The 13345-nt window shown below is 67.8% G+C and carries 12 protein-coding genes; 7 read left to right on the top strand and 5 right to left on the bottom strand.

Annotation, left to right across the window (positions count from 1 at the left end):
• Window positions 1-44: 44 nt before the first annotated feature.
• Window positions 45-1415, bottom strand: a complete 1371-nt coding sequence (locus tag PI86_RS12450; RefSeq protein ID WP_039322668.1) for a M23 family metallopeptidase — start codon at window positions 1413-1415, stop codon at window positions 45-47.
• Between the two features lie 329 nt (window positions 1416-1744).
• Between PI86_RS12450 and PI86_RS12445 the strand changes: the two genes are divergently transcribed.
• Window positions 1745-2635, top strand: a complete 891-nt coding sequence (locus PI86_RS12445; protein WP_039322664.1) for a mechanosensitive ion channel family protein — start codon at window positions 1745-1747, stop codon at window positions 2633-2635.
• A 49-nt stretch (window positions 2636-2684) separates the two neighbouring features.
• Here the strand turns inward: PI86_RS12445 and PI86_RS12440 are convergent, their stop codons facing one another.
• Together PI86_RS12440 and PI86_RS12435 are read right to left on the bottom strand one after the other, a co-directional pair.
• Window positions 2685-3830, bottom strand: a complete 1146-nt coding sequence (locus PI86_RS12440) for a branched-chain amino acid ABC transporter substrate-binding protein (RefSeq protein ID WP_039322661.1) — start codon at window positions 3828-3830, stop codon at window positions 2685-2687.
• Between the two features lie 70 nt (window positions 3831-3900).
• A complete protein-coding gene (locus PI86_RS12435) occupies window positions 3901-4938 on the bottom strand; it encodes a histone deacetylase family protein (RefSeq protein ID WP_039322658.1) in 1038 nt (345 codons plus the stop codon).
• A gap of 125 nt (window positions 4939-5063) precedes the next feature.
• Between PI86_RS12435 and PI86_RS12430 the strand changes: the two genes are divergently transcribed.
• The 5 genes from PI86_RS12430 to dbpA all read left to right on the top strand — a co-directional run bounded on the left by PI86_RS12430 (window position 5064) and on the right by dbpA (window position 10348).
• Window positions 5064-5552, top strand: a complete 489-nt coding sequence (locus PI86_RS12430; protein WP_039322654.1) for an Lrp/AsnC family transcriptional regulator — start codon at window positions 5064-5066, stop codon at window positions 5550-5552.
• A gap of 61 nt (window positions 5553-5613) precedes the next feature.
• Window positions 5614-5934, top strand: coding sequence for a hypothetical protein (locus tag PI86_RS12425; RefSeq protein ID WP_039322651.1), 321 nt, complete (start codon window positions 5614-5616; stop codon window positions 5932-5934).
• Between the two features lie 516 nt (window positions 5935-6450).
• On the top strand, window positions 6451-8112 hold the full coding sequence (gene mqo, locus PI86_RS12420) for a malate dehydrogenase (quinone) (protein ID WP_187293260.1): 1662 nt from the start codon (window positions 6451-6453) through the stop codon (window positions 8110-8112).
• 639 nt (window positions 8113-8751) lie between these two features.
• Window positions 8752-8949, top strand: coding sequence for a hypothetical protein (locus PI86_RS12415; protein ID WP_039322646.1), 198 nt, complete (start codon window positions 8752-8754; stop codon window positions 8947-8949).
• Between the two features lies 1 nt (window position 8950).
• Window positions 8951-10348, top strand: a complete 1398-nt coding sequence (gene dbpA / locus PI86_RS12410) for an ATP-dependent RNA helicase DbpA (RefSeq protein ID WP_039322643.1) — start codon at window positions 8951-8953, stop codon at window positions 10346-10348.
• A 32-nt stretch (window positions 10349-10380) separates the two neighbouring features.
• Here the strand turns inward: dbpA and PI86_RS12405 are convergent, their stop codons facing one another.
• The gene (locus tag PI86_RS12405; protein WP_039322640.1) at window positions 10381-11265 is read right to left on the bottom strand and encodes a LysR substrate-binding domain-containing protein; all 885 of its coding nucleotides are present in this window, start codon (window positions 11263-11265) and stop codon (window positions 10381-10383) included.
• Window positions 11266-11387: 122 nt separating this feature from the next.
• On the opposite strand from PI86_RS12405, the gene hndA reads away from it, so the two are divergent.
• A complete protein-coding gene (gene hndA, locus PI86_RS12400; protein WP_039322637.1) occupies window positions 11388-12338 on the top strand; it encodes a 2-hydroxy-1-naphthoic acid nonoxidative decarboxylase in 951 nt (316 codons plus the stop codon).
• Between the two features lie 85 nt (window positions 12339-12423).
• On the opposite strand, the gene PI86_RS12395 is transcribed toward hndA, so the two are convergent.
• The gene (locus PI86_RS12395; RefSeq protein ID WP_039322634.1) at window positions 12424-13326 is read right to left on the bottom strand and encodes a SphA family protein; all 903 of its coding nucleotides are present in this window, start codon (window positions 13324-13326) and stop codon (window positions 12424-12426) included.
• Between the last annotated feature and the right edge of the window lie 19 nt (window positions 13327-13345).

The following is a 13345-nucleotide window of genomic DNA, read 5'->3' as shown; positions in this document are numbered from 1 at the left end:
GTGCGCAACGCTGCCGGCCGCGCCGGCCGGCGTCCGCTCGATGGTCAGCCGTCACGCGGCGCGCGACGCTGCGACATCGCGAGCGGCTGCGTCCACGTGGCCGCGGCCAGTTGCGTACGCGCGGCGCGAGCCACGCTCTTGAACGCCACACGCTGCTCGCCCTTCAGTTTCGCCGCCCTTGCCGCCTGCACCAGTTCGATCGGATCGACGAGACGGGCATGTCGCCGGACTTCGAAGTGCAGATGAGGGCCGGTCGCGGTCCCGGTGCTACCGACGGCGCCGACGCGCTGGCCACGCAGTACCCGCGCGCCGGTTCGCAGCGTCGGCTCGAACGCGGACAGGTGCGCGTAGTACGACGTATAACCGCCGGCATGACGGATCACCACATACTTGCCATAGCCGCCCGGCTCGGTGCCGATGAACGTCACGACGCCGCGCTCGGATGCACGGACCGCACGGCCCGTCGGCGCGGCGAGATCGACGCCGGAATGCACGTGACGCGCGCCGGTCACCGGATGCACGCGCGTGCCGAACCGCGAACTGATCCGCGTCGCGCTGACCGGCATCTCGAACCGCGAGCCGGCGAGCGGCATGCCGTCGAGATCGTAGTAGGCGCCCGGCGAGCCTGCCTGCGGTGCGAACCACACAGCGGTGACGCGCTGGCCGCGAAAGCGGACATCGAGCGCCGTCACGCGCACGCCGCCCGCCAGCGTCGCGCTGTCGTCAGGGGCGAAGGCGACGCGGAAGGTATCGCCGCGCGCGCCGCGCTGCTTCGGATCGGTACGCCCGGCCAGCAAGCGGTTGATCTGTGCCGCGACACCGGCCGGCAGATCGGCCCGCGCGAGCGACGCACGCAGGCTGCCGGTGATCGCGCCGGCGCGCGTGCCGCTCTCCTGTCCAGCGAACACGAACGGCTCGGCGGATGCCAGCTCGGTGCGATGCGGCTCGAATGTCGGCGGCACGCCGATCGCCGGTAGCGGTGATGCAAAGCCGTAGTCGAAGCGGGCCGCGTAATCGCGCTCGATCGCACCGCGCGCCGCATCGCAGAGGACGACGTACGGCGTACATGCGCCGGCACGCATCGCGAACCTGCCGGAAGCGGCGTGCGCGCGGGCGTTCGCCGCGCGCGGTTCCAGCGCGACACGCGGCACCGTGGTCGATGCCAGCAAGCCGCCCCAGATGGTCCGGGAGGCACTGAAGAAAGGCACGTCGACAAGGTCGGCCGCTTGCGCCGTCACGGGTGTGAACGGCGCGGCGCCGGAAGACACCAGCGCCACCGCGCCCTGCGTGCCGGCAAGCCATGCCGCTGCGGCGACACTGCTCAGCAGCATGCGGCGAATCGGAGCGCGGATGGCCCCGCTTTGCGCGGATCGACCTTGTTCGCGTGCGAGACGGAAACGCAGGTATGACCGCATGACGTCGTCACTCGCTATCAATGAAAAATCGGGAAAGAACCGGATGTCGCAGAGGAACGATCGTCACGTTCCGGCAACTCGGAATCGAGTGTATCGACGGGATCGAAATGGCTGAATAGGACCAATCCTGTTTGTCAAACGATCCGCTTAGTACGAGAACGAAATCGCGCTTTCACCGCAAGAACGCCCGGGAATCCGCCCCGTTGCGTTCGCGCGAAACCATGCATGCCGTGTACAGTCGAGGGCTGCCGACGCGCGAGCGCACGCCGGTCCGACGATGACGGACACGCTGCGCGCCGCGCCCTGTGTCTTCAAACCGGAACCCCGTCATGTTGCTCGATCATCTTCATCCGGAGCGCTGGACGTTCCTGTGGAACGCGCTGTCCACACTCTCCGTCAAGCTCTGCGCGGCCCTCGTGCTGCTCGTCGGCGGCTGGTGGCTGTCGAAACGCATCGGCAACTGGCTGAACCGGGTGCTCTCGAACAAGGAGCGCGTCGACGACACGCTGCGGCCGATTCTCTGCGACGTCGCCGTGTGGGGCGTGCGCATCGTCGCGATCGTCGGCGCGCTGTCGCAGCTCGGCATCGAAACCGCCAGCATCGTCGCGGTGCTGGGCGCCGCCGGCCTCGCGATCGGGCTCGCGCTGCAAGGCACGATGCAGAACATCGCGGCCGGCATCATGCTGTTGCTGCTGCGGCCGTTCAAGGTGGGCGACTACATCGACGGCGGCACGGGTGTCGCGGGGACGGTGGACGAGGTCGGGCTCTTCATGACGCGGCTGACGAAGCCGGACGGCATCTGCGAATACGTGCCGAACAGCGCGCTGTGGGGCAGCGCGATCCGCAACTACACGCGTAATCCGACGCGCCGCCTCGATCTCGAAGTGGAAGTGTCCGTGCACGACGACATCGACCGCGCGCTCGACGCGCTGCGTGCATTGGCAGTGGCCGATCCCGACGTGCTGCAGGATCCCGCGCCGGACGTGATGGTGATGCGCTTCGACGACAGCACCGCGATCGCGAACCTGCGCGTGTGGACGCACACGGACAAGTTCTGGGCGATGCGCTGGCGCCTCGCGCGCCAGGTGCGCAAGACGCTCGCCGATGCGGACTGCGCGCTGCCGATCCGCACCCGCGAGCTGCACATCGTGCACGACGCCGAACAGCCGCTGCGGCACGCCGAACCGCGCCGCGTGCAGGCGTCGCAAAGCGCGTCGTAAAACCTCGGAGCACGCAACGGCGCGAGCCGCGCGGCGCGCCCCGCCTGCGTCACATCCTGACGATGTCGAGCAGCGCCTTCTTGCCGCCCTTGTACGTGAACACCGAGATCGCGCCGTGCTTCAGATCGCCCTGCGGCGTGAAGCTGGTTTCGCCGATCACGCCGCGATAGTCGGTCGCCGGCATCGCGGCCAGCACCTTCGCCGGGTCCGTCGAGTTCGCGCGCTTCATCGCGTCGACGATGATGTACACCGCGTCGTACGAGAACGGCGCATACACCTGCATCGGCTGGTGGTAGCGCGCCTCGTAGCGCTTCACGAACGCCCCGCCGCCCGGCATCTTCTCGAGCGCGATGCCGGCTTCCGAGCACACGACGTTGTCCGACGCCGGGCCCGCGAGCTTCGGCAGGTCGGTCGAGCACACGCCGTCGCCGGCGAGGATCTTCGCGCGCATGCCGAGCTGGCGCGCCTGCTTCGCGAGCGGGCCGCCGGTCGCGTCCATCCCGCCGTACATGATCGCGTCGGGGTTCTCGCCCTTGATCTTCGTGAGGATCGCGCGGAAGTCGATCGCCTTGTCGTTGGTCGCGTCGCGCGAGATGACCTTCATCCCGGACGCCTTCGCCGCCTTCTCGAATTCGGTCGCGAGGCCCTGCCCGTACGCGGTCGAATCGTCGATCACGGCAACCGTCTTCACGCCCATGTTCTTCGCCGCGTAGGACGCCAGCGCGGGCCCCTGCTGCGCATCGGTCGCAACCACGCGGTAGGTCGTCTTGAAACCCTGCTGCGTGTACATCGGGTTGGTCGCAGCCTGCGAGATCTGCACGACGCCGCCGTCACGATAGACGCGCGACGCCGGAATCGACGTGCCCGAGTTGTGATGGCCGACGACGCCGACCACCTTGTCGTCGACGAGCCGCTGCGCGACCTGCGTCGCGGTGCGCGGATCGCCCGCGTCGTCCTGCGCGTCGAGTTGCAGCGTGACCTTCTTGCCGCCGATCACCAGCCCCTTCGCGTTGATCTCCTCGACCGCGAGCCGCGCGCCGTTCTCGCTGTCCTTGCCGAGGTGCGCGATCGCGCCGGTCAGCGGCGCGACGTGCCCGATGCGCACGACCTCGTCCGCGTGCGCGGACAGCGCGAATAGTGCGCACGCAAGCGCCACCGCGGTCGCGCCTGCCGTCTTCTTCTGATGTCGATTCATGTTCGTCTCCTTCCTTGTCGCTCTTGGTTCGTAATCAGGACCGTCGTTGATTGCAGGCAAAGCGATGCGGTCACGCGCGCCCTTCGAAGCCAAGCAGCACGTTCACCGCGTTGATACCGATTTCCTCGACCATGTAGCCGCCTTCCATCACGAACAGCGTCGGCAGGTTCAGGCGCGCGAGCGCTTCGCCGATCCGCAGGTAGTCGGGCGAGCGCAGCTTGAAATGGCTGATCGGGTCGTGCTCGAACGTGTCGACGCCGAGCGACACGACGAGCAGGTCGGGCGCGTGCTTCGCGATCGCGGCCGTGGCGTGGCCGAGCGCCGCCGAGTAGGTGTCCCACTGCGTACCCTTCGGCAGCGGCAGGTTCAGGTTGAAGCCCTCGCCCGCGCCCGTGCCGCGCTCGTCCGCGTAGCCGGAGAAGTACGGATACGACACCGCCGGCTCGCCGTGCAGCGACGCGAACAGCACGTCCGGGCGGTCGTAGAAGATGTCCTGCGTGCCGTTGCCGTGGTGGAAGTCGACGTCGAGCACCGCGACACGCGCGGCACCGCTCGCGATGCCGTGCTGCGCGGCGATCGCCGCATTGTTCAGGTAGCAGTAGCCGCCCATGTACTCGCGGCCCGCGTGGTGGCCGGGCGGGCGGCACAGCGCGAACGCCGCGCGCGCGCCGCCGTTCGACAGCAGGTCGGCGCCGGTGAGCGCCGAGTTCGCGCTCGCACTCACCGCGTCCCACGTGCCGGCGTTGATCGGCGCACCGGCGTCCATCGCGAAGAAGCCGAGCTTGCCGTCGATGAAGTCGGGCAGCGTCGCCGCCGACGGCATCGCGCGCACCGGCCACACGAGCGGCAGCGCCTGGCAGGTACGGCCGGTCGCGGTCCATTCGTCCCATGCGCCGGCGAGGAAATCGACATAGCGCGCGCTGTGCGCGCCGGCATAGCTCGCGCGGTCGAACGCGCGCGGCGCGATTACGTCGCCGAGGCCGGCCGCGCGGACCTGCGCGAGCACCGTTTCGGCGCGAAGGGGGTTCTCGAACGAATCAGTGATCGCGCCGTCCTTCAGTTCGACGCCGCGATGCAGATGGTGATCGCTGCTGTAGACCGTGAGCATGGTTGACCGTTGCAGTGAAGGCTGTGAGGGGTGGCAACAGTCTATTGAGGCTGGCCGGCAATAACTTTGCTTTTCACCTCTTCGTTTCATACAATTTTGAGAAAACCGTCTACGGAGACCCTGGAATGAGCAAAAATCGCGCTTCGGCGGAACTGGACGGCGTCGATCGCGCGATGCTCCGCCTGCTGCAGGAAGACGGCGCGCTGTCCAACGCGACGCTCGGCGAACGGCTGTCGCTGAGCGTCACGCCGTGCTGGCGGCGGCGCAAGCGGCTCGAGGACGAAGGCGTGATCACCGGCTACCAGGCGAACCTCGACCGCCGCGCGCTCGGGATGAACGTGTTCGCGTTCGTGCAGGTCACGTTCAACATGCACTCGGACCAGGATTCGGATCACTTCGAGGACGTGATGCGGCGCCACGACGAAGTGACGTCGTGCCACAAGATCACCGGCGCGGCCGACTACATCCTGCAGGTCGTCGCCACAGATCTCGATGCGTATGCGGAATTCGTCGAACGCGTGCTGCGCAAGCAGGCCGGCGTGTCGTCGATCCAGTCGAGCCTCGCGCTGCGCGAGGTCAAGTTCTCGTCGCGCGTGCCGGTGCCGGATGCGTGATCGTTCATGCGCCCACGCGCGGGCACCCACTGTCGACCTTCATCCCATGGAGCGCTACCGTATGAAACATTTCATTCCTTCCGCGTCGCTTGCCGGCGCGATCGCTCTCGTATTTGCATTGGGCGCGTGCGCGACGCAACCGCCTACCCCGCTCCCGCCCGATGTCGCCGGGCAGGACACGCAAGGCGCACAGACTGCCCAGGCCGCCACGCCGATGGTCGGCGGCGATCGCGACGCGCACGGCTGCATCGGCTCGGCGGGCTACGCATGGTGCGAGCAGACGCAGCAATGCGAGCGTCCGTGGGAACTCGCGAAGGCGCGTGGCTTCGCGAATTCGGCGCAGGGGTACGAGCAGTTCTGCCGGAACGGCGCAGCGAAGTGAAGTGATGTGACCGGGTCGCGGTGCAACGCCGCGGCTCGATGAAGTGCAAGCGCGACGGGCGACATGCCCGTCGCACGCGTTTCGCCCCGCTGATGCCGGCCGTTTTTCCCGTTTCGCACACCGTCATTCCGGAAACCCGGACACGCAAAAAACCCCACGAAAACAAGGATATTCCGTGCGAGCGACACCGCAATCGAGTTCGGTTATATTACGCGCCCCTTGCCATCCCGCCCCTGCGGAACGCATTGCGCGCGGCCGCTTTCGACGCGGTCCGACGCGCCGTCCGGCTTGGCCTGCGGCAAGGGCCTGCGCGCTCGTCGCACGACCGTGAAGCCAGCGATTGCATGAGTGCATGAAGCCGATCCGAAGGTGTCCTTGGCAACGGCTTCGCGTGCGCACATGCAACGGCGAACGCGGTCGATCCGGAATTCCGGATTCGCGGTCCGGATCTCCGGATACACACGCCGAGTGCGATTTCGCATCGGCCGGGCGAGATGGCAAACCGATGCATCCAAGTTGAAAAAGGGATCTGCTGTGATCAAAACGTTACGGGTAATACTGTCGGCGCTCGCGCTGTGCGTCGCCGCGTCGTCCGCGCACGCCGCCGACACGAAGAAGGTCGACGTCGTGCTGGTGGGCGGCGGCATCATGAGCTCGACGCTCGGCGTCTGGCTGCACGAGCTTCAGCCTGACTGGTCGATGACGATGGTCGAGCGCCTCGACGGCGTCGCGCTGGAAAGCTCGAACGGCTGGAACAACGCGGGCACCGGCCACTCGGCGCTCGCCGAACTGAATTACACGCCGGAGAAGGCGGACGGCAAGATCGACATCTCGAAGGCGATCGAGATCAACGAGTCGTTCCAGATCTCGCGCCAGTTCTGGGCCTGGCAGGTCAGGCAGGGCGTGCTGAAGAACCCGCACTCGTTCATCAACTCGACGCCGCACATGAGCTTCGTGTGGGGCGACGACAACGTCCGCTTCCTGAAGAAGCGCTACGACGCGCTGCAGGCGAGCCCGCTGTTCCGCGGGATGCAGTATTCGCAAGACTACGACCAGATCAAGCAGTGGGTGCCGCTGATGATGGAAGGCCGCGACCGCAACCAGAAGGTGGCGGCAACGTGGACGCCGATCGGCACCGACGTGAACTTCGGCGAGATCACGCGCCAGTTCGTCGGCTACCTGAAGACCCAGCCGAACTTCACGCTGTCGCTGTCGAGCGAAGTGCGCGAGATCTCGCGCAATGCGGACGGCACGTGGCACGTGTCGTGGGTCAAGCTGCATTCGGATGAACCGCCGCAGGCCGTCGACGCGAAGTTCGTGTTCATCGGCGCGGGCGGCGGCGCGCTGCACCTGCTGCAGGCGTCGGGCATCCCCGAGGCGAAGGACTACGGCGCGTTCCCGGTCGGCGGCTCGTTCCTCGTGACCGACAACCCCGAGGTCGTGAAGCGGCATCTCGCGAAGGCGTACGGCAAGGCGTCGGTCGGCTCGCCGCCGATGTCGGTGCCGCACCTCGACACGCGGATCATCGACGGCAAGAAGATCATCCTGTTCGGGCCGTTCGCGACGTTCTCGACCAAGTTCCTGAAGAACGGCTCGTACTTCGACCTCGCGAAGAGCACCAACCTGCACAACGTCGCGCCGATGATGCGCGTGGGCGTCGACGAATTCCCGCTGGTCCAGTACCTGGCCGGCCAGCTGATGCTGTCCGACGACGACCGCTTCAACGCGCTGAAGGAATATTTCCCGGACGCGAAGAAGGAAGACTGGCGCCTGTGGCAGGCCGGCCAGCGCGTGCAGATCATCAAGCGCGACCCGAAGAAGGGCGGCGTGCTGAAGCTCGGCACCGAGATCGTCAGCTCGCAGGACGGCAGCATCGCGGGCCTGCTCGGCGCATCGCCGGGTGCGTCGACGGCCGCGCCGATCATGCTGAACCTGATGCAGAAGGTGTTCAAGGACAAGGTCGCTACGCCCGAGTGGCAGCAGAAGATCCGCCAGATCGTGCCGAGCTACGGCACGAAGCTGAACGACAGCCCGGCGAAGGTCGTTGAAGAATGGACCTACACGAGCGACGTGCTGCAGTTGTCGCCGCCGCCGAAGATCGACATGGCGACGCCGGCGCAGGCCACCAGCCCGGCCCCGGCACGCCCCGCGAAGGCGTCGGCCGACATGGCGCTGTAACGCGTCCGGCCCCGCTTCGCCGCATCGCACGGCCGCCCTCCGGGGCGGCCGTTTTTCATCGCGGAGGCGGGGGGCGCCGTGTGCGTCGTCCGGTGGGCGGCGTCGCCGGCTGCTGCACTGCCGGTCGCAGCGATGCCGGTCCTTCGCTACCGGTCGTCCCGTTGCCGGTCAGACCGATGCCATCGCACCGCAGCCGATCGCCCCGGCCGCTCGCCCGCTGCGGGTTGTCCGCTGTCGGCCGCGCTCTGTCGGTCGTCCCCAGCAGGCTCCCCGCTACCGGTCCTACGCTACCAGCCGCCTGCTACCGGCCGTCCCGTAGCCGGTCGCACCGATGCCGTCGCGCCGCAGCCGATCGCACCGGCCACTCGCCCGCTACTGCTGGTCCGCTGTCGGCCGCGCTCTGCCGGTCGTCCCCAGCCGGCTACCCGCCACCGGTCCTCCGCCACCGGTCCTCCGCTGCCGCCCCCGCATCCGCTAGAATTGCGGGCACGCGCGACGCTGTCGCCACCCGATCCACCATCCGCATCGACGCGGTCCACGCGACCGCCGGTGCGGCCCGCGCCCGAGCCGCGCGAGCGCCGCACCTCGTTGCCGCGCCCGCCGGGCGCGCCACCAACCGAATTCAGCTGGAGAAAAACCGTGTTTACCTGCCGAAACCAGAGCTGCGGCACGCAGTGGGAAACGTCCGACGTCGTCATCAAGGACGAAGGCCAGGGGCTGCTGTTCCGTTGCCCGCTGTGCGGCGCACGCAACTACCTCGAGCGCTTCGAGGACGATGAAGGCAACGTCGTCTATGAACAGATGGAAGGCAAGCCTTACCTCGGAGACCTCTCCTGACATGACCCAACCGACCACCACGCCCTTCAGCGCACTGCCGCTGACGCCCGCCACGCTCGCGAACCTCGCGCAGCTCGGCTATGTCGACATGACGCCGATCCAGGCCGCGAGCCTGCCGATCGCGCTGGCCGGCAATGACCTGATCGCGCAGGCGAAGACGGGCAGCGGCAAGACCGCCGCGTTCTCGCTCGCGCTGCTGGCGCGCCTCGACACGCGCCGCTTCGACGTGCAGGCGATGATCCTGTGCCCGACGCGCGAGCTTGCCGACCAGGTCGCGCAGGAAGTGCGCCGGCTCGCGCGCGCCGAGGAGAACGTGAAGGTGCTGACGCTGTGCGGCGGCACGCCGATGCGTCCGCAGGCGCAGAGCCTCGAGCACGGCGCGCATATCGTCGTCGGCACGCCGGGCCGCATCATGGATCACCTCGATCGCGGCAACCTGAAGCTCGACGCGCTGAACACGCTCGTGCTCGACGAAGCCGACCGAATGCTCGACATGGGCTTCTTCGACGACATCGCGAAGGTCGCGCGGATGTGCCCGACGACGCGCCAGACGCTGCTGTTCTCCGCGACCTATCCGGACGGCATCGTGAAGCTGAGCCAGCAGTTCCTGCGCAACCCGAAGGAAGTGAAGCTCGAGGAGCGCCACGACAACAGCAAGATCCGCCAGCGCTTCTATGAAGTGACCGAGAACGAGCGGCTGCATGCGGTCGGCCAGTTGCTGAACCACTTCCGGCCGGTGAGCACGATCGCGTTTTGCAACACGAAGCAGCAGTGCCGCGACCTGCTCGACGTGCTGCACGCGCAGGGCTTCCACGCGCTCGCGCTGCACGGCGAGCTCGAACAGCGCGAGCGCGACCAGGTGCTGATCCAGTTCGCGAACCGCAGTTGCTCGGTGCTGGTGGCGACCGACGTCGCCGCGCGCGGGCTCGACATCGCGCAGCTCGAAGCCGTGATCAACGTCGACGTGACGCCCGACCCCGAAGTCCACGTGCACCGCATCGGCCGCACCGGCCGCGCGGACCAGGAAGGCTGGGCGCTGAGCCTCGCGAGCATGGACGAGATGGGCCGCGTCGGCGGGATCGAACAGGCGCAGAAGCGCGAAGTCGAATGGCATCCGCTCGCCGAGCTGACGCCGGCCGGCAACGACACGCTGCTGCCGCCGATGGAAACGCTGCAGATCCTCGGCGGGCGCAAGGACAAGATCCGCCCGGGCGACGTGCTCGGCGCACTGACCGGCGACGCCGGGTTCGACGGCAAGCAGATCGGCAAGATCAACGTGACCGAGTTCTCGACCTATGTCGCGATCGAGCGCGGCGTCGCACACGACGCGCTGCGCAAGCTCAATGCCGGGAAGATCAAGGGCAAGCGGGTCAAGGTCCGCTTGATGGACGAAGAGTAACGCCGTGATGCCGGACGGGCGCGCCGCAACGCTTACACGGCGCGCCCGCCCAGCATCGCCAGATACTGCTGTACCGCTCCCCATTCCCCGCCGATCCGGCTGAGCACGACGAGCTCGGAACCCGGCACGCTGCCGGCGAGTTTCCGGTAGACGATGTTCGGCGCCGCGATCCGGCTGAGCGGCGCCGGCACCAGCGCCACGCCGAGACCGGCCCCCGTCAACGCCAGCACGGACAGCGTGCTGCTCACCTTGTGCGCGATGTGCGGCGTCTTGCCGAGCACCCGCCGCAGGATCGCCAGCTGCCCTTCGTCGTCGCCGTCGGCGGCATAGAAAATGAACGGCTCGTCCGCGAGCGCCGCGACGCTCACCGAGCGCTGCTTCGCGAGCGGATGCCGGTCGCTCATCATCACGTCCCACGCCCAGCTACCGACCGTCCGCACGGCCAGCTTCGCCTCGACGTCCGTGCCGAAGGCCGGGCAATAGCCAATGTCGAGCCGGCCGGCGAGGATCGCGTCCTGCTGCGCGGCCGGCGCCATTTCGTGCAGGTCGAGCGCCACGTTCGGCCAGGCCGCGTGAAACGCGATCAAGTCGTCGGACAGCCGCCCGGTCGCGACTGCATTGCCGACGAAGCCGATCCGCACCACGCCCGTCTCGCCGCGCGCCGCGCGCTGCACCACCGTCTTCGTGCGCTCGGCCTGTTCGAGCGTACGCCGCGCCTCGGTCACGAGCAGCCGGCCGGCGTCGGTCAGCGCCACCTTGCGCGTGCTGCGCTCGAACAGCGCGGTTCCCAGTTCGTCCTCGAGCGCGCGGATCTGCGCGCTCAGCGCGGGCTGCACGATATGCAGCCGCTCCGCCGCCCGGCCGAAATGCCCCTCTTCGGCAACCGCGAGGAAGTAACGCAAATGACGAAGGTCCATACGGTCGATTAATCACCGAAAACGATTAATTCTGAAATTTAATCTATTGGAATGAAAAATCAACCACGCGCATCCTGATGGACATCCGCTGCACCGCAGCGCACTTTCACAGGAGCCGCATCATGTCCGACCGCAACCGCATCGATGTCCACCAGCACGTCGTCCCGCCGTTCTGGGCCGACGCCCTGCCCGCGCACGGCGGCGATCCGTCCGGCTGGGGTAGCCCCACCTGGAGCCCGGAAGCCGCGCTCGCGTTCATGGATTCGCTGGAGATCCAGACCGGCGTGCTGTCGCTGACCGCGCCGGGCGTACAGGGCTGGAACGGCCAGGCGAAGCGCGACATGGCGCGTCAGGTGAACGAATACGTGGCCGGCCTCGTCGCGAAATGGCCGACCCGCTTCGGCAACTTCGCGACGCTGCCGCTGCCCGACGTCGACGGCACGCTCGCCGAAATCGACCACGCGTTCGACACGCTGAACGCCGACGGCGTCGTGCTGCTCAGCAACTACGGCGGCACCTATCTCGGCGATGCGGCATTCGAACCCGTCTGGGACGCACTCGATCGCCGCCACGCGGTGGTGTTCATTCATCCGGCCAAGCCCGCGATCGACGTATTGCCGGGGATGCCCGGCCCGCTGCTCGACTACCCGTTCGATACGACGCGCACCGCGTTGCAGCTCGTGCTCAACGGCGTGATCGCGCGCCACCCGAACGTGCGCATCATCCTGTCGCACGCCGGCGGCTTCCTGCCGTACACCGCGTACCGCTTCGCCGAACTCGCGCCGGGCGTGCGCAACGACGTGCCGGATCGCGACGGGCTGCTCGACCTGCTGCGCTCGTTCTACTTCGATACCGCGCTGTCGTCGCCGTCGGCGCTGCCGAGCCTCACGGCGTTCGCGCAACCCGATCGCGTGCTGTATGGCAGCGACTTCCCGTACGCGCCGCCGTCGGTCAGCACGTCGTTCACCGCGGCGCAGGATGCGTATGCCGCGCTGGACGCCGACCGCCACACCGCGCTCAACCGTTCGAACGCACTGCCGCTGTTCCCGCGGCTCGCCGCACTCGCGCGGTAACGCACGATGAAGTGCCGCGTGACGCCCCGCGACGGCGGCGTCACGCGCGCAACCGGCCGTCGGCCATGCGCGCTGCGCCGCGCCTTCAGAACGGGATGACGGCCTTCGCCCACACGGCCTCGCCGGCCGGCCGGTTGCGCACGAAGAACTCCTTCACGACGCGTGCTTCCAGACTGACCTTGCCGAACTGGTAACGGAAACCGGGCCCGATCGCGAACACCTGTCCGCGAAAACCGTCGCCCGCGGCCGGCTGCCCGTTCTGCATGTCGTCGGTGGTCTGCTTGACGAAGTAGCCCGACAGCCCGACGCGCGCCTTGGGCGTGACCGCATAGCTCGCCGAGTAGTCGATGTGGAACAGGTTCCCCGAGTGGTAATGGGTGTCGTTGTTCGGCGAATTGAAGCTGTAGGTCATCTTCGCGGACAGCTCGACCTTGTCGTTCGGCAGCCACGACACGCCGAACACCGGCCGCGCGGTGTAGTAGTTCTTGCCGGTGTTCAGCGCGGCATGCGCGTCGTACTGCCCGGTCGGAAACACGAACTCGATCGCCGCGACGGTGCGCAGCGCGCCCGAGCCCCAGGCGATCAGCGCGGGGCTGACGATCAGGTCGCCGAGATTGGTGCGGTCGAACGACGCGCCGCCCGCATCCAGCGCCAAGTGCTCCATCGGCAGCACCGCATACGCGCCGTAGCGCCCGCCGAGCACCGACAGGTTCGACATCCAGACCACGCGCGGAATCAGCACGTCGGCATCGAGCTTGAAACCCGGCACCGCGCCATTACCGTGCGAATCGTTGAAGCGCGGCGCATGGTAATGCGTGTAGTACAGCAACGCGTACAGCCCGGCTGGCGGTAGCGCACCGGCGAAGAACGCTTCCGCCCCCTCGCCGATCGTGTCGCCGCCGCCCTCCGTCGCACGGGCGCCGGTGCTCAGCGCCATGCCCGCGCAAGCCGCGAGCGAGATCAGTCCGAATGCAGCCTTTCGTTTCATCGATGTCTCCAATCTTCGT

Source organism: Burkholderia sp. A9, from assembly GCF_000801975.1.
This window is presented reverse-complemented; position numbering and strand designations above follow the sequence as displayed.